Consider the following 25,112-nt stretch of genomic DNA (forward strand, 5'->3'; position numbering starts at 1 on the left):
CCATCCATTGTGATAATTCGCCTTTACAAGCTTATTGGCTGATTCGTGAAATACTTAATTGATTCACTCGTTTTTTCATTCCGACTTGGTACAGTTTATTTTGGTGGACTTCCTGGCAAGTACGAATATCACGTAAGGAATTTCGGATTGCTAAATTGAGCAAAGAATAATTGAATAAGCTGGTTTCAACATTCAAACTCCATTGTTTCGTGGCTCCCACTGTATTAGGAAACGCATTTTTCAAAGATATAGCGGTGACAAACTGCAAAAATTGAGCGGAAATATATTTACCTTTATTCCTGGCTTGCCTTAAAAAAGGCAAGCTACATAACATAAAAATCAAAGAACGAGTATAAATGTTTAAAAAACCAATGTATCACTCGTAAAATAAAATTATGAATAACAAAATTTTTGTTTTCTGTTTTCTGGCGTTATATAATTTTACAGTAAATACTAATGCTCAAATAATTGAACGGGAAATTCCTAAAGAATGGAATGGTTTAGTAGAAGGAGGTAGATTTATGGATTTATTTCTTCCAATTCCAATACAGAGTCCCCTCAGTAAAGATGCATGGGGAGCAGAGAATGTGATTCCCCGTGATGTTAACAATGGTATTGAAGATTCAGAATGGTCTTATTGGGGAGGAAATATTAAAGTTTCAGAAGATGGCAAATATCACCTATTTGTTGCCCGCTGGAAGGAAGATTCTCCCAAAGGGCATGGAGAATGGCCGCAATCTCATGTCGTCCAGTCAGTTTCTGAAAATTCTATTGGTCCATATAAAGTGAAAAATGAGATTGGCCCCGGTCACAATCCGGAAATTTTTCGGTTGAGTGATGGGAGATATGTTATCTATGTTATAGATGGCTACTACATGTCTCAAAATATTAACGGACCCTGGGATAAACATAGCTTTGATTTTGATTCAAGAGACCGGCCTGTAATTGAAGGCCTTTCCAATTTAACCTTTGCACAACGTGAAGATGGCTCTTATTTAATGATTTGTAGAGGTGGTGGAGTATGGTTTAGTAAAACAGGTATTTCTCCTTATTATCAGGTCTCTCAGGGAAGTGTATATCCGCCTGTAGATGGAAGATTTGAAGATCCGGTCGTTTGGCGGGATCATATTCAGTACCATATGATTGTGAACGACTGGTATGGACGAATTGCATATTACTTGAGATCTAAAGACGGTATAAATTGGAAGGTGGACCCGGGAATGGCATATAAGACGGGGATTGCAGTATATGAAGATGGTACACAAGTAGATTGGTTTAAGTATGAACGTATAAAAATCCTTCAGGATAAGCTGGGAAGAGCAATACAGGCAAATTTTGCAGTTATTGATGTATTAAAAAATGAGGACAAAGGAAATGATAACCACAGTTCAAAAAATATAAGTATTCCTCTATTGCCCAGCCGCCATATTCAGATTCTTAATAAGAAAGATATCAATAGCGAAACGCAAAAGATTAAAATTAAGATACTTGCAGAAGAAGGGTTTGACCCTCATCAAGACATAAATTTTAACTCACTCCGTTTTGGGGCATCTGAAGAAGTAGATTTTGGCAGGGGCAGTAAGTTGATAGAGATTCAAGAGATTGGAGCCGATGTTATATTGACCTTTGAAGGCACCGGAAATGGATTGACACAAGAAAATTTTGTAGCCAAATTATTGGGAAGAACTAATGAGGGAAAAATTCTTTTTGGATATGCACGTTTACCCGGGATAGACTATTTAGAACCAGCATTATCTGCACAAAAACCAGTATTTACAAAAGTAAAAGGAGGATATGATGTTAGTGTTGAGGTTGAAAATTTTGGACAGGTAGCATCAAAGCAAGCAGAAATTAAAATTGAATTTATCAGGAAGAACATTTCTATAGAAATTGCCAAAGGAACAGTTCCACCTCTTAATTCTTTCGAAAAATCTAATGAAATTTTCCACATAGATAAGGAAATTGAAACAGGAGTAGAGTACACTGTAAAAGTAACCACGCTTCAAAATGACCGGGAACTAGTGATCTTCAGGCAAGAAATATTCTTGAATTAATACTGATAAACACTGGAATAAAAAAACCACGAATAGCTTAAAAAGTATCCGTGGTCCTTATACAATGTGATAATGTAGTCCTGTTATTGCAGAACTGCATTATTATTTTCTATACATTCGGCATTTCCCATCCATTGTGATAATTCGCCTTTACAAGCTTATTGGCTTCTTCATTCCCTTTAAAGGAACTATCCTGCTCATTCCAGTAGATTTTCTGTCCCGTTTTATAGGCAATATTTCCCATATGCGCAGTTACTGCTGCCGCATGTCCGGCTTTTATTCCGCAGTTAAGTTTGGAAGCGTCGTTGGTTTTAATACTTTCCACGAAATTTGCGGTATGATTGTCCAGCGCACTGCCCTGTGCATCCTGCTGTTCCACGCTGTCGAGTTTGGTCATCCATTCGCCGTCTTTGTTCTCACCTTCCGGAATCACTTCCCAACCGTCACGGTTAACCACCAGCGTACCATTATTTCCTATAAAAGCAATGCCTTCATTTCTTCCGTAGTTACCGCCATCTATTCCTGTGGCGTGCTCCCATAACAGATTAAAATCTTCAAATTCATAAACAGTTTGCAACGTATCTGGTGTTTCTGAAGCATCGTTTGGATATGCAAATTTACCTCCGGAAGCCATAATTGATTTTAGCGCTTTAGCCTGCATTGCATACAGTGCAATATCAATTTCATGAACGCCCCAGTCGGTCATTAATCCGCCTGCATAATCCCAAAACCAACGAAAATCAAAATGAAAACGATTTTCATTAAAAGGACGATCTGGTGCAGGTCCCAGCCACATATCATAATCTACTCCCGGTGGTGGCGGAGTATTAGGTTTTACAGGAATCGGATTCATCCAACCCTGGTAAGCCCAACATTTTACCAACCTTATATTTCCAAGTTTGCCGGACTGCGCATATTTTACCGCTTCATCATAATGTTTACCACTCCTTTGCCACTGCCCTACCTGTATCATTTTATCATACCGGTTTGCCGCATCCAACATCACGTTACATTCTTCTATACTATTTGCCAACGGCTTTTCCACATAAATATGCTTTCCTGCCTGCAAAGCATGTACAGTATTAAGGCAGTGCCAGTGATCTGGCGTTCCAATAATCACCGCATCTATATCTTTATCCTCCAGTAACTTTTGATAGTCTTTATATTGCTTTGGACTCTTTCCTCCAATTTCTTTCACTCCTGCAGATCTCTCATCCAATACTCTTTGGTCGATATCGGCAAGCGCCACACAATTCACTCCAGGTATTTTAAAATGGCTCTGCATGTCTGCCCATCCCATTCCTTTGCAACCAATAACACCAAAATTTAGCTGATCACTGGGAGCAACTTTTAAAATATCTGCTGAAAAAGGCATTGCAGAAAAAGGCAAACTTAACCCTGCGGCCGCCAGGGATGACTTCTTGATAAAGCTCCTTCTTGTATTTTTATTATACATATTTTTTTTAGAAATTAATTTAAGCTTTAGTCTAAGTTCCTTACCCAAATATTTCTAAAACTTACAAGATTTCCGTGATCCTGAAGCTGAATAGGAAGTTTATCTGCATGTGCAGTGTAATGCGGGATTCCGGTATATCTCGTTGGACCTTTTATTTCAAAATGATCCTGAACCAAAACACCATTGTGAAGCACGGTTACAGTTGCCGGTTTAATTAACATGCCGTCCTTATTGAAACGTGGTGCTTTAAAGATAATGTCATAAACATTCCATTCTTCCGGAGATTTTGTGACGTTTACCAGCGGCGGCGATTGTTTATAAATACTCCCGGCCTGCCCGTTTGTGTAGGTTTTACTTTCATAAGAGTCCAGCACCTGCACTTCATAGTTATTCATAAGAAAGACTCCGCTGTTGCCACGGCCCTGGCCTTCTCCTTTTATTTCCTGAGGTGCCCTCCACTCCAGGTGTAATTGAACATCGCCAAACTCCTGCTTAGTCTCAATTGGACCAGAACCTGGATTTACTGTAAAAACCCCGTTGGAAACATTCCACTTTGCTTCGCTGCTGTCTTCTGCGCTTTGCCATGCATCCAGGTTTGTGCCATTAAAAAGCACAATCGCATCTGATGGTGCTTCGCCAGGCTGTGAACCTGCCTCAATTTTTTTAGGAACTGGCTCATAAAATTCGGTAGCTTCTGGAGGTAAATCCTCTTTGTTTTGCGAGTTTGCCATATCTGGAATTGTTAGAAGTGTAAAAAGTGCTAACCCTAACCCGGTAGTGGATTTTTTCATTTACTGTTATTCGTTTAAAAAGATTATCATTAAAGTTAAAACTATGTCTATAATCTTTATTATTCAAAATTTACGAAACCTTTTTTCAGAATAAAAAAAACGGCACTGCTCATTCTATATCAAAATTCTAAATTTAGGAATTGGAAAAGACAATAAGACGGCTGAAAATCTCCAGGTTAGCGAAACCGAATTCCCTGGCGATATACTTCAGGGTTTCTTCCTGATATATAAAAACATGTGTAAAATCGTTTTTGTAATACCAGTTTTCAAATTCAATTTCAGGAGTATAAAGATGCGTCATACAATAAAGTTTTCCTCCCGGAAGCAGTAGTTCTTTAAGTTTGCGGAACTCCTTCCGCGGAAAATGAAAATGTTCCATCACTTCGCAACAGGCAATGAAGTTATATTTATGCTGAAGTAGCTGGCGGTCGTCCTGAAAAAAAGGGTCGTAAGGATAAATTTTGTAACCTACTTCCTGAAGAATTTTCGAGATAACAGGACCCGTTCCTGCGCCAAAATCCAGCCCCTTGTGCAGGGAAGCATCAAAATCCTGAAGAACAGCATTTACAATGGGCGAAACAAACTGTTGATATTTGAGATCGTTTACATCATTATTATGGGATGTATACCTGGCAATTTCATCCTTTGGTTTTGGCAGAAAATCTTTAGGAACAAAAAGCCCTTTACAATGCACGCACTCGAGAAATTGATTCTTTTCAGACTTAAAAGATCTTGCACCCTCATTTTCACAAAGCGGACATTGTTCAACTCCCATGATTAGCTTTAAAGTTTCTTAAATTGTATTTTTTGTACTACGGAGCTGAAATTGCAATTTTCGACATTACAAATTCATATATTAATTATTTACATCTCATTGTCTTTTTTCAATGCTTTAAAATGGCAATTTTCGACCTGTAGTAGCAGGAAAATTATCAAAAGCGGCTAAATTTTATTTAAAACAATACTTTTGAACAACATTTCTTCAGTTTTACTTAAATTCTTCTTCTACTGAAGTAAAAAATTGCATTTATAATGCACTTCAGGCCGATATTTGCCAAAAATAATACCCTCTGATTCCCCAGTTCATAAGGATTTTTTTAAAAAAGGAGCTACTACAGCTTAAAAAATAAGATTCCGTAGCATGATGTATGAAAATTGGCAATTTTCGGCATTGGCTTTCAGGACTACTCCTGCCAATTTAATTGCTTCTGTAAAATGAAAATTTTATCACTCCTGATCATATTCCAAAAATCTTCAGAAAAAATTTATGCAACCTTTTGTGTTGTTTGCGCCTGCTCTTTTCGTACTCCCCGAATATTTGCCTTCAGCATTATCGAAATAACGAGTGCTACGATAATTAACCCAATAAAAACGTAGAAAACCGGAATATAACTTCCCGTCGCGGCATAGATTTGTGATACCAGCGTTGGGCCAATGAGCCCGCCCAAAGACCATGTTGTAAGCAGGTAACCGTGGATTGCGCCGAGTTCTTTTGTGCCAAAAAGGTCTGCAATAAAGGCGGGAAGATTAGAAAATCCTCCTCCATAACAGCTTACCACCAGAAAAATGAGTATCTGGAATAAAATTGCGCTTCCAATGACCGGAAGAGTGACGAATGCCACCAGCTGAATAATAAAGAATATGATAAAGACGACGGGACGCGAAATATAATCTGAGGCTGCTGCCCAGCCGATTCTTCCTGCTCCATTAAAAATTCCCATTATACCGACCATAATTGCAGCGGCACCGGCTGTCATTCCGCCAATGGTCTGTGCCATTGGTGAGGCCACAGATATCATCATAATTCCCGCACTTGTATTTATAAGCATCATGATCCACAACATCCAGAAATGCTTTGTTTTTACAGCTTCCCTGCCGGTTAGTTGAGCCAGATCCCTGATTTTTTTCTTACCCGAGGCCACAGTTTCTTTCATTCCTTTTGGTATCCATCCGGATGGAGGTGGCGCGATATAAAGGGCGCCGGCGGTCATAAGTAAAAAATAGCTTGCACCGAGGATATAAAAAGTATTAGCAATCCCTACAGATTCCATTAAACTGGCGGCTACGGGAGCTGTTATAAGCGCTCCGGAACCAAAACCAAGTACGGCCATCCCGGTTGCTAGTCCGCGGCGGTCCGGAAACCATTTTACGAGTGTGGATACGGGTGAAATATAACCTATTCCAAGGCCTATTCCACTAAGGAGTCCGTAGCTGAGAATAAAAAGGGTAAGAGAATCTATGGAGACTGCAAAACCCGATCCTGCCTGTCCCAAACCAAACAAAACAGCAGCGAGCATGGCAGATTTCCGTGGTCCGTTTCTTTCTACAAATCTTCCGAAAACCGCTGCTGAAGCACCACCCAGGGTCATCATTACCGTAAAGGCAATTGTCACGGAGGAGACGCTCCAGCCCATGCTCTCGCCTAATGGAATTGTATAAACACTGTAGGCATAGGCTGCACCTATGGAAATATGTATGCCAATTGCCGATAAAGCAATTAGCCATCTGTTTTTATTAGGCTTCATTTAATTTCCTCCTGGTTAATTGTTAAATTTTCACTAATATAAAAAAGCTGCAGAGAATATTATCAGAAAGCTTTAAAGAAATAGCGAATAGCTGAATAAATATATGAGATGACGAGAAGAGAAGTCAAACCTCGTTTCAAAATAATACTCTCTAAAAGGCTTATCCCTAACAAAAAATTTAATTTTATAATGCCATTTTAAAAAACAGATAGCGGCTACTACTAGTGAAAAAGCCGAAATAGAACCTTATCGCCGGTGTCATGGGTAACGGCCCTAAGTTTATGGGAGCAACTTCCAGTATCTTCAGCCAGAAAAACCTATGAATTGTTCAATGGAACTTAAAGAAAAGCAGTTTTAAATAATTACTTCTGAAAAAAACCTGGATCAGGTAAGGGAGCAAACCAAGATGTGGATGGATTCAACCAATAGGAAATGCAAAATCTAATTCTCTTTAGAAAACAGAAACAAACAATTACACAATCAAGCAGTTGTATTTAGGGAAAACTTACAAAATGGGGCTGAGAAAATTTTTTAGTACCTTTATTACTATGCAAAAAAGTTGTTTAGAATGCGGCGAAAAACTGGTAGGCCGGGAGGATAAAAAATTTTGTAGCGACTATTGTCGCAATGCCTATCATAATAAAATGAATAAGGAAAGTAGTAATCTTGTAAGAAACACCAACAACCAGTTACGGAGAAATTACCGCATACTTCAGGAACTGAATCCGGAGAATAAAATAAAAACCAGCAAATCAAAATTGCTGGCTAAAGGTTTTAGCTTTGAGTATATCACGGGCATTTATACCACCAAAACCGGCACGGTATATTATTTTGTTTACGACCAGGGATATCTGCCACTGGAAAATGACTTTTACGCTCTCGTAAAGCGGAATTAAGTTCTCCAGGTGTCTCCTTTCAATTCCATTGCCGCTTTTAGAACATCACTCTGACTAATTTGCCCCACAAGCTTCCCGTCTTCAAGAATCGGGAAACGCCGGTGCTTTAATTCCACAAATTTTTTGGCGGCATCCAGGACATTCATTTTCCCATCTATTGTTTCCACATTACAGGTCATATGCTTCTCAACCGTCAAATCTTCCATGGGCATATTATAATAACGACTATCAGAAATCTGCTTTAGACAGTCCCCTTCAGAAATAATACCCAGCAACTCATTTTGTCCATTCACAACAGGTCCTCCGGAAATTCGGTTTGCAACCAATTTTGCAATGACATCTGCAATTTTTTCATCTTTCCTGAACGTAATGAGTGATGTAGACATATAATCCTCTACCAATATTGGCTCTTCTACCGGTTTTTCCGGCTCAGCGCGCTTTCCCTGAAAACTTTTAATAGCCATAATTTAAGTTTTTGATTGTTAAGTAATTAAATATAGCGAAAATTTAAACAGTCTGAATGGCTGGATAAAATTTTCTTTTTTGATCAAAATCTTAAGTAACTTTAGATCTTATTGTAACAGCAACCTTTAAATTTTATGCTGAATAAATTTTCTGCGGTTTTCGGATTTCTCCTCATCCTATTTGCCATCTGGCTAAATTACTACAGTAGTCAGCCAGAATACGACCCATCTCAAGCCATTCCGGAAACCGAATTTTCTACCACACGTGCTTTTTCCCATGTAGAACAAATCGCTCAACAGCCGCATTTTGTAGGAAGTGCAGCGCATAGCCGCGTCAGAAATTATATTATCGATGAACTCCAGGAAATGGATTTGCAGGTACAAATTCAGGAAGGTTATCACCTCAACAACTCCGGAGAAATGGCCCGACCTCAAAATATCCTCAGCCGTATTGAAGGTTCGGGAGACGGAGAGGCGCTGATGCTTATGACACATTACGACAGCAACCCTCATTCTTCCTTTGGCGCCAGTGACGCCGGGAGCGGTGTCGCTACAATTCTTGAAGGAGTCAGAGCTTTTCTTGCTGATAGTGTAAATAAGAATAATGACATTATTCTTCTGTTTACAGATGCCGAAGAATTGGGATTAAATGGCGCCGGACTTTTTATTGAAGAGCATCCGTGGGCTAATGATGCAAAGCTGGCTCTCAATTTTGAATCTCGCGGAAGTGGTGGAAATTCCTTCATGTTCCTGGAAACTAATACGTCCAATTCTGCTTTAATTAGAGCATTTAAAGAAGCAAATCCACAGTTTCCCGCTACCAATTCCCTCGCATACAGCGTGTATAAAATGCTGCCTAATGACACCGATTTAACCGTACTGCGCGAGCAGGGCAACATTAACGGATTCAATTTTGCCTTTATCGACGATCATTTTGATTACCACACCGCCACAGACGTTCCTGAAAACCTAGATAAGGAAACCCTGGCGCAGCAGGGAACTTATCTTATGCCGCTGCTCTATTATTTTAAAGACGCAGATCTTTCCCTGGACTCTTCTGAAGATTTACTTTTTTTCGACCTCCCCTTCGGAAAAATTGTTTCTTATCCCTTCTCCTGGATTTTTCCACTGCTCATAGGCGCCGGTATTCTTTTCCTCGCCGTCCTCATATATGGATTTTCTATAAAACGATTAAGGCTGAGACCGGCTTTAAGAGGATTTGTTCCTTTTCTGCAAAGCCTCATTATTTCCGGTGTGCTGGTGTATTTGCTGTGGCAATTTTGCCTGATGATTTATCCTGAATATTCCGAAATGGAACAGGGTTTCACCTACAATGGCTACTACTATATCTACGCCGCTATTTTTCTTAGCCTAACGGTGAATTTTTTCTCCTACCGAAAAGTTCCTAAGTCAAAAGATATAGCTTCCAGATTTGTAGCTCCACTTTTCTTCTGGCTGCTTTTATGTTGCCTGTTGGCTTTTGCGCTTAAAGGTGCCGCATATTTTATTATCCCAGCATACTTTGGGATATTACAATTGTTCGTAATGATCAGGCAAAAGCGGCCAAATTTACTTCTGATGGCAATTTTATCCTTACCCGCTATCTTTATTTTAATGCCGTTTTTAGATGCTTTTCCGGTTGCACTTGGACTTAATATTCTATTTGTTTCAGCAATTTTGACCGTGCTTCTGTTTTCATTGTTGCTGCCAGTTTTTGGCTATTTCAGAAGAAATAAAGCGCTGGCGGTTTTATCTTTTGTCGTTTTCAATGTACTATTTTTAATCGCTCATTTTCAATCAGACTTTACTGCTGAAAGGCCGAAACCTAATAGTCTTGTTTACCTTCTGGATGCAGATAGTGATAAAGCTAAGTGGTTTTCCTATGATAAAATGCCTGATGAATGGACCGCTAATTATTTTGGTGACGAGCCGGTGATCCAACCCTTAAAAATGTCAAATTTCGATAGTAAGTACGGCAGTTCATTCACCTACAGTGCAAATGCAACAGAAGTTGAAATTCCGGAACCGGCAATACTTCTTCAGCTAATCGACAGCACTGAGAAGGTAAATGAATTTTCGCTGAAGATCGCACCAAACCGAAATGTAAACCGGATAGAACTCTTTGCAGAGACGAACCTCGATTTTGAAGAATTTGAAGTCAACGGACAAACGGCCGATGAAATTCTCCTTGGTGAAAACAATTTCCATGTTTTCAAAAAAAGATGGAAAGAGCAGCTTTTGCTGTACCACGCAGTTGGGAAGGATACTTTACGGATCAACTTTAGTCTGAAGAAGGATAAGAAGCCTGAATTTTTACTTTTCGAATCAAGTTATGATCTAATGGAAAATTCAGCCTTAAATGTTCCCGAAAGACAGGATTGGATGATTCCGCGGCCATTTGTAGTTAACGATGCCGTGATTGTAAAAAAGAAGATTACCTGGAAAGGCAATGCTGAAACTTCTTCTGAAGAAGTCACTAAAAATTAAAAATATGAATATTTCCATATTAGGTTGCGGCTGGTTGGGATTACCACTTGCAAAAGTCCTTATTGAGAAAGGCCACACGATTAAAGGCTCTACAACCCGAAGAGAGAAAATAATCAAACTGCAAGAAGAACAAATCCTGCCCTACCAGATACAGCTTTTTGCTGAAGGGATTCAGGGCGATATTGATGCATTTCTTTCAGATTCAGAAATACTTGTTCTTGATATTCCGCCCGGGCTTCGCAGCGATCCCAAGGCAGACTTTACCGGAAAAATTAAGGAACTTTTAGATCATTTAACCAGAAGCAGTATCAAAAACGTGCTTTTTGCGAGCTCCACTTCGGTTTATAAAGACATGGAAGAATTTCCTGTTTATACAGAGACTTCTCCTGCAAATGGCCATTCCCGGGCTGCCGTGGAAATTATTGCTGCAGAAAAGATGCTGACTGAAAATGACAATTACAGTACTACATTATTAAGATTTGGAGGATTGCTTGGGGCAGACCGGCATCCGGTGAATTTTCTGTCGGGCAGGACAGGCATTAAAAACCCAAACGCACCGGTGAATTTGATTCAGCAGGAAGATTGTATTGAAATTATTCAGAAAATCATTGAAAAAGAAGCCTGGGGAACAACTTTTAACGCTGTTTTTCCCGAACATCCCGAAAAAGAAGCATATTATGCTGAAAAAGCTGCTCAGAACACGCTAGCTCCTCCGGAATATGATCATAATTCGTCTTCAAAAGGAAAAATTATAAGTTCTGAAAGGTTAAAAGAAATGTTAGATTTTGAATTTCAGCACAAAATATAGATTAAATCGAGAATTTGAAGATTTGTTGATGTGCTAATGAGAATAGACTAAAAAGGAGAGGCTCCTAAAATGGCAATTATCGGCTTCGAGGAGTTTGGAGTTCGGAGTTCGGAGTTTCGAGAACCAGGATCGATAAGAAGCTCGGACAGCTTGAAATCAATTCACAAATTTGCTAATGTGTTAATACTGATTTTAAAAGGCGGGGCTTCTAAAATGGCAATTATCGGTCTGTGATGAAAGTTTGCCCCGAAAATTCAGAATATTGCTTTGGGAGGGGCGCGGCCTGATACCGTTGTGTTATTCTACTTTGTATAAGCTTTTGAATAAGGAGACCAGATTTCGTAAATGGGATCTCCTTTTGAGCTTTTGCCCTGATGATGCCATTCGCCATCTTTAACTTCGTACTGAAAATCCAGACTGGCGCCTACTCTGCCGCTGTCGCGGGAGAAAAACTCAATATTTTCTATATATTTTCCATCTTCAGCAAAATAAGTACCGCCGCCCGTACCACTTAATTCTTTTGTCGCCGAATTAAAAGCAATCCACTGGAAACGTCCACCGCCCAGGATCTTTACTGTTCGGCGATCTCCGGGAGTCATTTTGTTAATTTCGCCGTCTCTCTTTCTTCCGGTAATTACCCAGTTTCCGTTAAGATCATTTTCTTCTGAAGAGATCTTTTCCCAAACCTGGACTTCAGTTACATTGTCAATCTCAATTTTGTTACTTCCATCGAGAAAAGTAAGTTTAGGATCGAAAGTGTGGCCAACAACTTCAGAATTTTTTGTGTTAAAATCTGGCATTTCCTGGTAGTCAGCTTCTGAATATTCGCCGCCAAGTGCCCATAAAAATTCATTTGTTTCAGTATTTTTGGCACCTTCCGCATAATATCCGTCCTGATATACCCTCACCACTTCTTTGTCAGTAATCTCCCTTCCATTTTCTTCCACCAATTCCCATGAACCTTCAAGGCTTTGTGCGCTTATGGAAAAGAAGCTCACTATAAGCAACGACAAAACGAGTAATTTTTTCATAATTGATGGTTTTAAAAGGTTAAAAACTATTCCTGCTCTTCCCCGTAAGTGTCATATTCCGGGTACAGGAAATTGTTGTAAGGGAATCTTGTAATATGAATTTTCCTCACGGCTTCATAAACTTTCTTTCTAAAATCTTCAATATTTTCCTTTTCCAGGGCAGAAATAAACAGCACATCCTCTCCCATACGATTCATCCACGTCCTTTTCCAGTCGGTAAGAGTATTGTGGGCAGTGGTTTTTTCGGTTACCAGGTCATCTTCATCAATAACTTCAGGTTTGTACTGATCGATCTTGTTAAAGACCATCAATGTTGGCTTATTAGAACTCTTTATTTCATCCAGAATCTGGTTCACCGAATCGATATGTTCTTCAAAATTAGGATGGGAAATATCGACCACATGCAGAAGTAAATCTGCTTCGCGTACTTCATCCAACGTTCCTTTAAAGGATTCGACTAACTGAGTTGGCAGCTTCCGTATAAAACCTACAGTGTCTGTAAGCAAAAATGGCAAATTTCGAATAACTACTTTGCGAACGGTGGTATCCAGCGTCGCAAATAATTTATTTTCAGCAAAAACTTCGCTTTTGCTAATTACGTTCATAAGCGTGGATTTTCCCACGTTGGTGTACCCTACGAGCGCAACTCGGACCAATTGACCACGGTTGCCACGCTGCACTTCCATTTGTTTATCTATTGCCTCAATTTTCTTTTTAAGAAGGGCAATTTTATCACGAACAATACGTCTATCTGTTTCAATTTCGGTTTCACCAGGACCACGCATACCAATACCACCACGTTGGCGCTCAAGGTGAGTCCACATTCCCGCAAGCCGTGGCAACAAATATTCGTACTGAGCCAATTCTACCTGCGTCCTGGCATAACTGGTTTGTGCCCTTTGTGCAAAAATATCGAGAATCAGGTTCGTCCTGTCCAACACCTTGCATTTTAAAATTTTCTCTATGTTTTTTTGTTGCGCAGGAGATAACTCATCATCAAAAATTGCGGTCCCAATCTCGTGCTCATCCACAAATTCCTTTACATCGTTCATTTTACCCGAACCAATAAAAGTCTTAGGATTGGGCATATCTACCTTTTGCGTAAAGCGCTTTAAAACTTCACCGCCGGCCGTATAGGTAAGAAATTCCAGCTCGTCGAGATATTCTTCCAGCTTATCTTCTCCCTGATTTTTAGTAACGATTCCTATAAGAACCGTTTTTTCGTATTGTAAATCGGTTTTTTCAATCATAGACACAAAGTTACATAATAGAATGTTATTGTGATTTTTAGTGTGATTTATTCAACAAAAATTTAACTCAGAAAAGCCTGTCACTCTTGCAACAGGCTTTTGATTTATAGTATTTGTTGATCTTTTTTAGAATCCGTAATTGATGCCGACTCCAAAAACTTCCCGTATCTGAAAAGCGGCTACAGCATTGTCATCATAAATTGCCTGGAACAGGAGGTTTGCAGATAAGTACTCGTTAATATCCATTTCCAGATCCATCAAATAATCTATATCTATATTTCCAGGTTTATCCAGATAATTCTGATAAAAATTGATGGAATTATTCATGATGACATTTTCCAGCAACTCGAAATTCGCAAGAATATTTAAAGAAGAACCAAATTCGAACCTCATAGTTTTTCCTCTGTCCACTCCAAAATATTGTCCATCCTGATAATTGGGTCCTGTTGTGAACCTATCATCTACAAAAATGAATCGCGAAGTTGCAGGGGCGAAGTTAATTACGAAATTTTCATTCTTCTTATACATGATACCGGGCCCTGCCTGAAGGTATGCCGGAGAAAGGAAATGAGTGGTTTCTGTTCTTATTGTTTCCCCTTCAGGACTTTCGCTAAACCTGTAACCTTTGTCAAACTGAGTTCTGAAATTCAGAAAGAAAGAATAATAAAATCCGGATTCCTGTATTTCCAGTCCGGCAATGGAGTTTAGGTCCAGCCTGTCACTGGTCTTCCTTGGAAATTCATCTGTTTTAACTTTGGTCAACCCATAATTTCCCAAAATTGTATTTCTCCAGGTGAAATTATCCTTACGATAGTTAACTTCATAATTAACGGTGAGATTCCCGGCAATACTGGAAGTTCCTCCTCCCGTCCACTCCGCATTAAAAGCTGACTGGTTAAAAAGAAGCTGGATATTTCCCTCTGTATCCCATCCATTAGGCGGGACAGAATCTTTCTGCATTTCCTGTTGTGCCTGTACCGTTACTGTAATTACAAAACTTAATGCTACAAGTAAAAATCTACCCATTCTTAATTCTTTGGTTTTTTATACAGAGGCACAGATGAACATGCTTCACCATACAACAGGCTTTTTACAACCGGTTGCAATTTTTCTATAAGCAGTAAATAAGCATTCTTGGGAACAGGTTTATGAGAACATCCTTTAACAATAACCGGTTTATCCTTCAATTCTGAAACATCCATCTTCTGAATAATTTCAGTGTATAGCACTGTTTCCAGATCTTCCAGATTTCCTGAAACTGTTTTTCTAGCATAAGGCTGAAGGTAAGTCGCCAGCAACATATAAGCCCATGCCGGTATAATAGCATCTGTAGTACAGGTTAGCGCCACATAAACATCTTTATACTGACTCCAGTCGTGCTGGGCAGCTTTTTCTCTAAATACTCCTTCACGAAGCACCAGCCCTTCCAACAGCCAGTCTTTAATATCGAAAAGGACCCGTTCTCCAGAAGGATAATAGTCTTCAAGATCAAAGGTCACCAGTTTACTGTTGGCTACTCTATTTATTATTTCTGTAGACATTTTTTATAATTTTTCAGATGCAGGAAATATATTCGAATAGGTATTCTGAAAATCAGGAATAGTTATTATGATCTCTTCCGAAGATTATTTTTTAATTCCGTTTTCAAGAGACTGCCTGAATCCTTGTTATAAAAGTCCAAGTTCCAGTTTTGCTTCCTCACTCATTAAATCCTGGGTCCATGGTGGATCAAAAGTGATTTCCACTTCAGCATCTTTTACCATGTCAAGCGATTTTACTCTTTCTTCAACCTCCTGCGGCAGACTTTCGGCTACAGGACAGTTGGGTGTGGTTAGCGTCATAAGGATCTTCACCTCATAATCTGTACTCACCATCACGTCATATATTAATCCGAGCTCATATATATCCACAGGGATTTCAGGATCATAAATGGTTTTCAGAACCTTTACGATTTTTTCTCCTAATGCCTCGGTATCTATTTCCTGTTCCATCTTATTTTAATTGCGTTTGGTATGCGACGGCATACATTTTTAACTGTTTAATCATACTCACCAGTCCGTTCGCACGTGTGGGAGAAAGATGCTCCTTCAACCCTATTTCATCAATGAATTGGGTGTCGGCTTCCAAAATATCTGCGGGATGTTGATTGGAAAAAGCCCTAATCAAAATTGCCACAATACCCTTGGTGATAATTGCGTCACTATCTGCCGTGAAAATAAGCCTGTCTCCTTCAAGCTCTGCATGCACCCATACTTTGCTCTGACAGCCTTTGATCAGGTTTTCTTCAATTTTATATTTCTCGTCTATAAGCGGTAGCGACTTACCAAGTTCTATCATATATTCATAACGTTGCATCCAATCGTCAAACATTGCGAACTCATCAACTATTTCGACCTGTATTTCCTTTATATCTTTACTCACGTTTCTTCAAATTTAGTGTTTCACTCTCCACTTCCTTCATTACAACTGACACTTCCTTGCTAAATTAATTTCAATCTAGGAAAGCATTGCTTTAGCCTTTTCTACCGCTTCTATAAAACGATCAATTTCGGCTCTGGTATTATAAAACGAAAAGGAAGCTCTTACCGTTCCCGGAATTTTGTAAAAATCCATGATTGGCTGTGCACAATGATGGCCGGTACGCACGGCTATTCCCAGTTTATCTACTATAGTTCCTATGTCGTAAGGATGAAGGCCTTCTATATTAAAAGATACCACAGAAGTCTTTTCTTTGGCAACTCCGTAGATCTTCATTCCCTCGATCTTCATTAATTTATCGGTGGCGTATTTAAGCAAATCCTGCTCGTAAGCAGCGATGGCATCAAAGCCTATAGTATCGAGATAATCCAGGGCAGCACCAAAAGCTATTCCGCCACATATATTTGGAGTTCCGGCTTCGAATTTATGTGGAAGATCTGCATAAGTTGTTTTTTCAAAAGTCACCGTGGCAATCATTTCACCGCCTCCCTGGTAAGGAGGTAGTTTTTTTAACCATTCCTCTTTTCCGTATAGAACCCCAACACCTGTTGGTCCGCACATTTTATGAGCAGAAACCACGTAAAAATCAACATCCAATGCCTGAACATCTGCTTTAATATGTGGTGCCGCCTGTGCGCCATCAATTAAAACTGCTGCTCCTGCCTTATGGGCTTTATCTATGATTTTTTTAATGGGGTTGACTGTTCCCAGCGCGTTAGACACATGGTTCAAAAAGACAATTTTCGTCCTTTCTGAAAGTAATTCTTCAAAATCAGCATAAACTAATTCCCCGTCTTCATTCATGGGAATCACCTTCAGCTTTGCTCCTGTTTTTTCACAAATCATTTGCCAGGGCACGATATTCGAATGATGCTCCAAAGCAGAAACCAGAATTTCATCTCCATCCTTAAGAATAGCACCAAAACCACTTGCCACCAGATTTATACCATGTGTTGCCCCGGAAGTAAAAATAATCTCGTGAGATTTTTCGGCATTAAAATGCTTCTGAATCTTCTTTCTGGCAGCTTCATATTTATCTGTAGCTTCCTGAGAGAGCGTATGAACACCGCGATGTATGTTGGCATTATATTTTGAATAGTACTCAACTATAGCATCTATAACCTGCTGTGGTGTTTGAGAAGTAGCCGCATTATCGAAATAGACCAAAGGGTAATTATTCACTTCCCTCTGAAGAATAGGGAAATCTTTCCTGATCTTTTCTAAATCTAAAACATTATTATCAGTAACAATACTCATTCTATCATTTTTAAAGTTCAGGATTTGCTTTTATGGATTCTTCCGATAATTCTACAAATTAAACCCTAGTTCCACTCCTAGCTTTAAAGCGATAAGTTTATTTATCCTTTTCTTGATTTCCGGAATTTTGACACTTTCCAGTACGTTATTTGCAAAAGCATACATTAGTAATCCACGTGCTTCTTTCTTTGGGATTCCCCTTGAACGTAAATAGAATAGTGCATCTTCATCCAATTGTCCTATTGTACAACCGTGGCTACATTTAACATCGTCAGCAAAAATCTCCAGTTGTGGCTTGGAATTAATTGTCGCTTTATCGTCAATCAAAATATTATTATTGGACTGGTACGCATTTGTTTTCTGCGCTTCCTTTTCCACAACAACCTTTCCGTTAAAAACGCCAACAGATTGATCTGCAAAAATCCCTTTATAATCCTGGTGACTTTCGCAATTTGGTTCTATATGGTGCACCAAAGTATTGTGGTCTACATGCTGTTTCCCTTCTATGAGGGTAATCCCCTTCATGGTAGAATCTATATGTTCCCCTCTTTGATAAAAATTGAGATTGTTACGGGTTAACTTCCCTCCAAAAGAAAACGTATGCACAGAAACGTGACTCTCAGATCTTTGCTCCACAAAAGTATTATCTATTAAAGATGCCGAAGATTTATCGTTCTGGACCTTGTAATAGTCAACGATAGCTCTTTTATCTGCAAAAATTTCAGTAACAGAATTAGTAAGAACCGGATGATCGGTAAGGCTTTGATGGCGTTCAATAATCTGAACATGAGAATTCTCATCCACCACAACCAGATTCCGCGGTTGCACCAATAAAGCAGACTCATTTCCTGTGGAGAAATTTATAATCTGAATTGGCTTATCTGCCATTTTATTTTTATGAATATGGATATAAGCGCCTTCTTTTGCAAATGCTGTGTTCAGCGAATTTAAACCTGTTTTTGGAGTAATTTTATTGAAGTAATTATCAATTACAGGTTTATATTTTGGATTATTCAAAGCAGAAGACATCAGGCACACGTCAATCTTATCGTGAGTGGTCTGCGAAAGATGTGAAGAAAATATTCCGTCAATAAAAACAAGATCATAAGTATCTATATCGTGAATAAGATACTTTTTGATATCTTTATATTCTATGGCTTCTTCCTTTTTTGGAAAGACACTATAATCGTGCTTTAAAACAGAATTAAGGGAAGTATATTTCCAGTCCTCCTGCTTCCTGCTGGGAAAGCCCATTGTCTCGAAGTCCTTAATCGCCTGGCTTCGTATTTCATGAACATCATTATCGTTTCCAAAGTCTTCTTCAAAAGCCAAAAATGATGATACTAATTTATCTTTTAATTCCATTTTTCAAGTTTAAAAAGTTCGAAGTTTAAAGTCATTGCTTCCAAAACTAAAAACCTGCAATTTTTCAAATTATTAATCATAAAATTGCTAAACCGCTTTTTCCGGCTTCACCCAGTCGTAACCTTTTTCTTCCAGTTCAAAAGCAAGCTCTTTGCCACCGGTTTTTACAATTCTTCCATCTATAAGCACATGTACCACATCTGGCACGATATAATTCAATAGACGCTGGTAGTGGGTAATAACCAGAACAGCATTATTTTCATTCCTAAGTTTGTTCACACCATCTGCAACAATCTTTAAAGCATCGATATCCAAGCCAGAATCTGTCTCATCAAGAATCGATAACTTTGGATTCAACATAGCCATCTGAAAAATTTCATTACGCTTTTTCTCTCCTCCTGAAAAACCTTCATTCAGAGATCTTGATAGAAACTTTCTGTCAATTTCCAGCATTTCAGATTTTTCACGGATAAGCTTCAGCATTTCATTTCCAGGCATATCTTCCAGACCCTGAGCTTTTCTATGTGCGTTAATGGAAGTCCTCATAAAATTGGTTACGGAAACTCCGGGAATTTCTGTAGGATATTGAAATGAAAGAAAGATCCCGATGTGCGCTCTTTCTTCAGGATCAAGCTCAGACAAATCTTTGTCTTCAAAAAGGATTTCACCCTCTGTCACCTCAAATTCATCTTTTCCCGCGATAACTGAGGATAATGTACTTTTTCCGGAACCGTTTGGTCCCATTATAGCATGAACCTCCCCGGGATTAATTTCAAGATTAATACCTTTTAGGATTTCTTTATCGTCAATACTTGCGTGTAAATTCTTTATTTTAAGCATAATTTTATGGTATGCATTCCGATAACCCGGAATTGATTTAAACTGTTCTTGTTCTAATTATTAGTTTCTAAAGTTTCGTCCTCCTGAAGAATTTCTAAAATCTCCCGAATTTCAATTACTTCCTTCCAGCCATCCTGCCGGCGGCCAGGTTGGATTTTTCCTTTAATTTTCACCTTAACCATATCAAAATCTTCCTTCTTATAAGGCTGTACCTCATCGGCTAAAACTTGTGCCATGGAATCAATTTTCACTCCGTACACAAAATCCCGTCCCCGGAAGACTCCGGCATCTGAAACATAAATAAATTCGCCGGTAAGAGTGGGGATGCTATCCTCCACTTTTTCGACTTCATGCTCAGTCACGATTTCCTGCCTTTCTTCATCCTGGCAGCTTATCATTATTATCAATATGGCAAAGAGACTCAGCAACTTCTTCATTATCCTTCTTTTCCTAACTGCTGTTACTATCCTACTGATCCTTCAAGAGAGATTTCCAATAATTTCTGAGCTTCTACAGCGAACTCCATAGGAAGTTTATTAAGAACCTCCTTACTAAATCCATTCACAATTAAGGCAATAGCCTTTTCTGTATCTATCCCCCGCTGATTGCAATAGAATATCTGGTCTTCTCCAATTTTACTCGTGGTTGCTTCATGCTCCACCTGGGCAGATTTATTTTTCACCTCGATGTATGGAAATGTATGTGCACCACATTTATTCCCCATCAGCAATGAATCACACTGTGAAAAATTACGGGCATTGTGTGCGCGACCATTAATCTGAACCAACCCTCTGTAAGAGTTTTGGGAATGTCCTGCAGAAATACCTTTAGAAATAATTGTACTCTTTGTGTTCTTACCTAAATGAACCATTTTGGTTCCCGTATCTGCCTGCTGATAATTATTTGTTACTGCAATAGAATAGAATTCTCCTACAGAATTATCACCTTTAAGAATACACGAAGGATACTTCCATGTGACCGCAGATCCTGTTTCTACCTGTGTCCAAGAGATCTTAGCGTTTTTCTCACATAAACCACGCTTGGTGACGAAGTTATAAACCCCTCCTTTTCCTTCTTTATTCCCGGGATACCAGTTTTGTACTGTACTATATTTAATTTCGGCATCATCAAGAGCCACAAGTTCTACAACTGCGGCATGCAACTGATTTTCGTCTCTGGTTGGCGCCGTACAACCCTCCAGATAACTTACGTAGCTACCCGGTTCTGCAACCACTAGCGTACGCTCAAACTGCCCGGTTCCTGCCTGATTTATCCTAAAATATGTCGAAAGCTCCATTGGACAACGAACTCCCTTAGGAATATAACAGAAAGAACCATCACTAAATACAGCAGAATTAAGTGCTGCATAATAATTATCCTTTTTAGGAACTACGCTCCCAATGTATTTTTTCACCAAATCTGAATGCTCTCTAATAGCTTCAGAAATTGAGCAGAAAATAATACCTTTTTCAGCAAGCGTTTTCTTGAAAGTAGTTGTCACAGACACCGAGTCCATTACAATATCTACCGCAACCCCGGCAAGTTTCTTTTGCTCATCAACAGAAATACCAAGCTTCTTAAAAGTATCCAGTAATTCTGGATCTACTTCATCCAGACTGTCATATTTCGGCTTTTTATTGGGAGCTGAATAATAGGAAATATTCTGAAAATTCGGTTTTTCATAATGTACATTAGCCCATTCCGGCTCTTCCATTTTCTCCCATTCCCGGTAAGCTTCAAGCCTCCACTGCGTCATCCATTCCGGCTCTTCTTTCTTTTTTGAAATTGCACGAACTATATCCTCGTTTAAACCAACAGGAAAAGTATCGGATTCTATATCTGTATAAAATCCATATTCGTACTCTTTGGTTTCGAGTTCTTTTTTTAAATCATCTTCAGTATATGCCATAGTTTCTAAATTCAGTAAAAGAGTTAAAGAGAAAAAAATCTAAAAATTTAATCTATAATTTTCCCGCTCCTCTTAATGATATATTTTATATAGTTAGAAAGCTGTTTTGAAATGGTAATAACGTCATTCTTCACAACAACATACTCCTCATCTCCTAAGACTTTCGTCTCTTTTATTATATTCAAAATATTTCTAACCTCGCCTGCTGAGCCTTTCGAAAAGTACAGAAAACGAACAAGCTCTTTGTCTGTTTCTCTTTCAAAACCTTCAGCTATATTATTTGATATAGAAAGTGTTGCTCTTTTAAGCTGATCTGTTAATGCAAACTCTCTTCTTAATTCTTCACTTTTCTGAAGTTTAAAGATTTTCACTGTAAGCGAGATTGCCTTTTGATAAACTTCTAGATCTTCAAAGGACTTATACTTGCTCATTTACTCTTTAACTTCTTAACTTATTCTCTTATTACAGTGAAAAACTCTCGCCACAACCACAGGTACGTTGAGCGTTGGGATTGTTAAATACAAAACCCTTACCATTAAGCCCTCCGGAATATTCTAAAATTGTACCGGCGAGATATAATACACTGCGTTTATCTACTACTATTTTTACATTGTTATCTTCAAAAAGTTTATCATCTTCGGCTTTTGCCTTGTCGAATTTTAATTCATAAGACAAACCTGAACACCCCCCACTCTTCACACCAACACGCACAAAATCCTGCACGCTGTCATAACCTTCTTCGGTCATTAAAGCGGCAATCTTCTTTTTAGCGCCTTCGCTTACTTTTATCATAGCTTAAACAGATTAGTTCTAAATTGGGTACAAATATACTATAAAACAAGCGGTTTACCATAGTATGAGCATATGTTTTAAGAATAGGTTAATAGGGCAATTCAATAAGTGTTAAGGATCCTTTATAAATGCTAATTGTCTGAATATACGTCGATTAATTATTAACTATCTCCTAATCCGGTTATGCGTGTATTAGCACCAGCTTTATTTAAAAGAGCATGATTATTTGAACTCAGAAACTACAAAGAACACGCTTCAGTTGAAATAATATTCACTTATTTTGCATTCTAAATTCGTACGTCATGTTGGAAAATAGTCAGGAAACAAAGACAGACCTTTCAGAATTAGGAGAGTTTGGTTTAATAGATCATCTTACAAAAAGTTTTGCACCAAAACTGCCATCTACAAAGAAAGCAATTGGCGATGATGCTGCCGTTATAGATTTTGAAGACAATCAATGTGTTGTAACTACAGATTTATTAGTGGAAGGAGTTCATTTTGATCTTGCTTACATGCCACTGAAGCACTTAGGGTACAAAGCTGTTATGGTAAACGCATCTGATGTTTATGCCATGAACGGAAAAGCAACTCAAATTACTGTTTCCATTGCAGTTTCCAATCGTTTCCCGGTAGAAGCTCTGGAAGAATTATACTCCGGTATAGAATTGGCGGCAAACATCTATAATATTGATGTTGTTGGTGGAGATACCACTTCTTCTACTTCGGGATTAGTGATAAGTATCACTGCCCTAGGCACAGCTAAAAGTGAAGAAATTGTTTACAGAAATGGAGCTAAACCTAACGATTTACTTGTCGTCTCTGGGGATCTTGGAGCTGCATATATGGGATTGCAGGTACTGGAGCGTGAGAAGCAGGTTTTTAAAGCAAATCCTAATTCACAGCCCGACCTTGACCAGTATTCTTATCTTATTGAAAGACAACTAAAGCCTGAAGCAAGAAAAGATATCCCACCGTTACTGAAAGAACTTGGTGTAAAACCGACCTCCATGATTGATATTAGCGATGGATTATCTTCAGAAGTAATACATCTTTGCAAGAGCTCAAAGACAGGTGTTAATCTTTTTGAAGAGAAAATTCCGCTGGATCCGGCAGTCATTTCTGTATGTGAAGAGTTCAATATTGACAGTACCACTATAGCTTTAAGTGGTGGAGAAGATTATGAATTACTTTTCACTATTTCCCAGGATGATTTTGATAAAATTAAAGCCAATCCAAATTTGACAATTATTGGCCATATGACCGAAGAAAACGAAGGTATGCATCTAATTACCCGCGCAAATACTAAAATTCCATTGATCGCCCGGGGCTGGAATTCTATGGAAAAAGAAGAGGAAGAAAAGTAAAATTCAGCAAACTATTCTTTGTCTTGGAGGCCAGGCGTATACCACCTTCATAGAAAAATTCAGCCAAAGAATAAAGACTGCCCTTTAGAATGAACTAAATTTCAGGTAAAGGATATAGATCTTCACCAGCTCATATTTCTCAGAAAGCCATGTCAAAGGTTGATTAAAGAAATTAGCAGGAACAAAACCGATAGCTTGTTCCTAAAGTTATATTAGTAAATTTCTGGTTCCTACCGAACGGCTTAAGAAGCTTCAGCAACAAGTAAATTTTTACGATTTCTTCTTCTTTGGTGAATCTTTGCCAGATAATTATTTGTCTCCTTAAATTTCGGAGTAAGGCGTGCTAAAAATCCATTAGCTGTGTCCGTCATTTCCACTCCACATTTAGCACATCTGTATTCATGAACATGCTCTGTGACATTTTTAGACACTTTTAAGCTATGACCAAAAATGCCGCAATAAACCTTTGAGAATGAAAATAGCTTAGGGTTTCTATCCTTCATAAAGATTTGGTTTTATTTTCTAAATTTAAAATTAAACAAAAAAGTTAAAAACTAAGATAAAAAGTTAAAATTAATCGATCAAGTGTAAAAGTTTTCTTAAAACCTGCTTATCTTCAATGAAAGATAAATGCCCTCCCTCAAGAACATGAAGATTGGACTTTCCTTTATTTGCCAATAGTTTTAGACCATCCAGGTCTAAAATCGGATCCTGTTTTCCTGCAATAATGTTTTTTGGAATTTCCATTTTTGCAAACAGTTCAAAATTATCTGAACGAATTTTCATACCTTTTGTAGCTGCAGTTATAGCTTTTCCACTCATTTTTAACGCTTCAGAAACTAGATTTTGCACTTCTGAATTATGCTTTTTAGAACTGTCCGGCAACATAAGGTTGGAAATTGCCATTTTTACAAATGCGCTTTTATTTTTATTCACCAAACTTACTGCGCGGTCCCGATTTATTTTTCTCTCCTCGCTATCTGCTTCAGGAGTAGAATTGATTAATGTTAAACTTCTTAACAGAGTAGGGAAAATTTTTGACAATTCCAAACTAACATAACCCCCCATAGAATGCCCCGCAACCGCTGCTTTTTCAATATTCAAATTCCACAGCACTTCTTTTACAGCCTTGGCCATGTCTTCCATACTATGGATTTCATTAAAACATCCAGATTCCCCATGGCCGGGAAGGTCGATACACACCACCTGGCGATTTACAGCCAGAGAAGGAACAAAATCATTCCATATTTTCGAGCTCTCCATAAATCCGTGCAAAAGAATGAGCGGATTCCCCGTTCCTTCAGAAGAAAAATATATCTCTGTATCCCTATAGCTTATCTTCATA

25 protein-coding genes are annotated in these 25,112 nt (G+C 38.6%); 5 read left to right on the forward strand and 20 right to left on the reverse strand.

Translation table 11 applies throughout. From position 1 onward, the window contains the following. The first annotated feature begins 395 nt into the window (after positions 1 to 395). Positions 396 to 2,054, forward strand: a complete 1,659-nt coding sequence (locus RM541_RS03095; protein ID WP_311498764.1) for a glycoside hydrolase family protein — start codon at positions 396 to 398, stop codon at positions 2,052 to 2,054. 109 nt (positions 2,055 to 2,163) lie between these two features. On the opposite strand, the gene RM541_RS03100 is transcribed toward RM541_RS03095, so the two are convergent. From RM541_RS03100 to RM541_RS03115, 4 genes are all read right to left on the reverse strand, one after another. Further along, positions 2,164 to 3,510: a Gfo/Idh/MocA family protein gene (locus RM541_RS03100; RefSeq protein WP_311498765.1), complete on the reverse strand. Its 1,347-nt coding sequence runs from the start codon at positions 3,508 to 3,510 to the stop codon at positions 2,164 to 2,166. A gap of 26 nt (positions 3,511 to 3,536) precedes the next feature. Next, positions 3,537 to 4,301, reverse strand: a complete 765-nt coding sequence (locus RM541_RS03105; protein ID WP_311498766.1) for a 3-keto-disaccharide hydrolase — start codon at positions 4,299 to 4,301, stop codon at positions 3,537 to 3,539. 133 nt (positions 4,302 to 4,434) lie between these two features. Then, positions 4,435 to 5,076: a class I SAM-dependent methyltransferase gene (locus RM541_RS03110; protein WP_311498767.1), complete on the reverse strand. Its 642-nt coding sequence runs from the start codon at positions 5,074 to 5,076 to the stop codon at positions 4,435 to 4,437. Positions 5,077 to 5,566: 490 nt separating this feature from the next. Continuing rightward, the gene (locus RM541_RS03115; RefSeq protein WP_311498768.1) at positions 5,567 to 6,826 is read right to left on the reverse strand and encodes an L-lactate MFS transporter; all 1,260 of its coding nucleotides are present in this window, start codon (positions 6,824 to 6,826) and stop codon (positions 5,567 to 5,569) included. Positions 6,827 to 7,374: 548 nt separating this feature from the next. On the opposite strand from RM541_RS03115, the gene RM541_RS03120 reads away from it, so the two are divergent. Next, entirely contained in the window at positions 7,375 to 7,722 is a 348-nt protein-coding gene (locus RM541_RS03120) for a hypothetical protein (RefSeq protein WP_311498965.1), read from the forward strand. Here RM541_RS03120 and RM541_RS03125 read toward each other — a convergent pair. After that, entirely contained in the window at positions 7,719 to 8,186 is a 468-nt protein-coding gene (locus tag RM541_RS03125; protein WP_311493844.1) for a CBS domain-containing protein, read from the reverse strand. The genes RM541_RS03120 and RM541_RS03125 overlap by 4 nt on opposite strands. Positions 8,187 to 8,321: 135 nt before the next feature. Between RM541_RS03125 and RM541_RS03130 the strand changes: the two genes are divergently transcribed. Together RM541_RS03130 and RM541_RS03135 are read left to right on the forward strand one after the other, a co-directional pair. Beyond that, a complete protein-coding gene (locus tag RM541_RS03130; RefSeq protein WP_311498769.1) occupies positions 8,322 to 10,673 on the forward strand; it encodes a M28 family peptidase in 2,352 nt (783 codons plus the stop codon). A gap of 4 nt (positions 10,674 to 10,677) precedes the next feature. Further along, positions 10,678 to 11,481 (forward strand): Rossmann-fold NAD(P)-binding domain-containing protein, encoded by an 804-nt coding sequence (locus RM541_RS03135; RefSeq protein WP_311498770.1) that lies wholly within the window; start codon positions 10,678 to 10,680, stop codon positions 11,479 to 11,481. Between the two features lie 302 nt (positions 11,482 to 11,783). Here RM541_RS03135 and RM541_RS03140 read toward each other — a convergent pair whose 3' ends face one another. The 13 genes from RM541_RS03140 to RM541_RS03200 form a co-directional block, all read right to left on the reverse strand. Then, the gene (locus RM541_RS03140; protein WP_311498771.1) at positions 11,784 to 12,512 is read right to left on the reverse strand and encodes a hypothetical protein; all 729 of its coding nucleotides are present in this window, start codon (positions 12,510 to 12,512) and stop codon (positions 11,784 to 11,786) included. 26 nt (positions 12,513 to 12,538) lie between these two features. Beyond that, positions 12,539 to 13,762, reverse strand: a complete 1,224-nt coding sequence (gene hflX / locus RM541_RS03145; RefSeq protein WP_311493840.1) for a GTPase HflX — start codon at positions 13,760 to 13,762, stop codon at positions 12,539 to 12,541. Positions 13,763 to 13,888: 126 nt separating this feature from the next. Then, positions 13,889 to 14,788, reverse strand: a complete 900-nt coding sequence (locus RM541_RS03150; RefSeq protein ID WP_311498772.1) for a DUF3078 domain-containing protein — start codon at positions 14,786 to 14,788, stop codon at positions 13,889 to 13,891. A 2-nt stretch (positions 14,789 to 14,790) separates the two neighbouring features. Further along, complete coding sequence (locus tag RM541_RS03155; RefSeq protein WP_311498773.1) at positions 14,791 to 15,303, reverse strand: DUF2480 family protein; 513 nt, start codon at positions 15,301 to 15,303, stop codon at positions 14,791 to 14,793. Between the two features lie 126 nt (positions 15,304 to 15,429). After that, entirely contained in the window at positions 15,430 to 15,753 is a 324-nt protein-coding gene (locus RM541_RS03160; RefSeq protein ID WP_311483550.1) for an iron-sulfur cluster assembly protein, read from the reverse strand. A gap of 1 nt (position 15,754) precedes the next feature. Next, complete coding sequence (locus tag RM541_RS03165; protein WP_349254610.1) at positions 15,755 to 16,183, reverse strand: SufE family protein; 429 nt, start codon at positions 16,181 to 16,183, stop codon at positions 15,755 to 15,757. Positions 16,184 to 16,258: 75 nt separating this feature from the next. Next, entirely contained in the window at positions 16,259 to 17,497 is a 1,239-nt protein-coding gene (locus RM541_RS03170; protein WP_311498774.1) for an aminotransferase class V-fold PLP-dependent enzyme, read from the reverse strand. A gap of 51 nt (positions 17,498 to 17,548) precedes the next feature. Next, positions 17,549 to 18,862: a Fe-S cluster assembly protein SufD gene (gene sufD / locus RM541_RS03175; protein WP_311498775.1), complete on the reverse strand. Its 1,314-nt coding sequence runs from the start codon at positions 18,860 to 18,862 to the stop codon at positions 17,549 to 17,551. Between the two features lie 87 nt (positions 18,863 to 18,949). Next, positions 18,950 to 19,702: a Fe-S cluster assembly ATPase SufC gene (gene sufC / locus RM541_RS03180; protein WP_311498776.1), complete on the reverse strand. Its 753-nt coding sequence runs from the start codon at positions 19,700 to 19,702 to the stop codon at positions 18,950 to 18,952. Between the two features lie 53 nt (positions 19,703 to 19,755). Continuing rightward, on the reverse strand, positions 19,756 to 20,139 hold the full coding sequence (locus RM541_RS03185; RefSeq protein WP_311498777.1) for a hypothetical protein: 384 nt from the start codon (positions 20,137 to 20,139) through the stop codon (positions 19,756 to 19,758). A gap of 26 nt (positions 20,140 to 20,165) precedes the next feature. After that, on the reverse strand, positions 20,166 to 21,611 hold the full coding sequence (gene sufB, locus RM541_RS03190) for a Fe-S cluster assembly protein SufB (RefSeq protein ID WP_311498778.1): 1,446 nt from the start codon (positions 21,609 to 21,611) through the stop codon (positions 20,166 to 20,168). A 47-nt stretch (positions 21,612 to 21,658) separates the two neighbouring features. Then, a complete protein-coding gene (locus RM541_RS03195; RefSeq protein WP_311498779.1) occupies positions 21,659 to 22,042 on the reverse strand; it encodes a four helix bundle protein in 384 nt (127 codons plus the stop codon). Between the two features lie 31 nt (positions 22,043 to 22,073). Beyond that, on the reverse strand, positions 22,074 to 22,403 hold the full coding sequence (locus RM541_RS03200) for a HesB/IscA family protein (protein ID WP_311498780.1): 330 nt from the start codon (positions 22,401 to 22,403) through the stop codon (positions 22,074 to 22,076). A 302-nt stretch (positions 22,404 to 22,705) separates the two neighbouring features. Between RM541_RS03200 and thiL the strand changes: the two genes are divergently transcribed. Continuing rightward, positions 22,706 to 23,767, forward strand: coding sequence for a thiamine-phosphate kinase (gene thiL, locus RM541_RS03205; protein WP_311498781.1), 1,062 nt, complete (start codon positions 22,706 to 22,708; stop codon positions 23,765 to 23,767). Between the two features lie 242 nt (positions 23,768 to 24,009). Here the strand turns inward: thiL and RM541_RS03210 are convergent, their stop codons facing one another. Beyond that, entirely contained in the window at positions 24,010 to 24,270 is a 261-nt protein-coding gene (locus RM541_RS03210) for a DUF1660 family phage protein (RefSeq protein WP_311498782.1), read from the reverse strand. A 70-nt stretch (positions 24,271 to 24,340) separates the two neighbouring features. After that, entirely contained in the window at positions 24,341 to 25,111 is a 771-nt protein-coding gene (locus RM541_RS03215; RefSeq protein WP_311498783.1) for an alpha/beta fold hydrolase, read from the reverse strand. Position 25,112 lies beyond the last annotated feature (1 nt).

Origin of the sequence: Autumnicola psychrophila (assembly GCF_031846645.1) — a bacterium.
GTDB classification, from domain to species: domain Bacteria; phylum Bacteroidota; class Bacteroidia; order Flavobacteriales; family Flavobacteriaceae; genus Autumnicola; species Autumnicola psychrophila.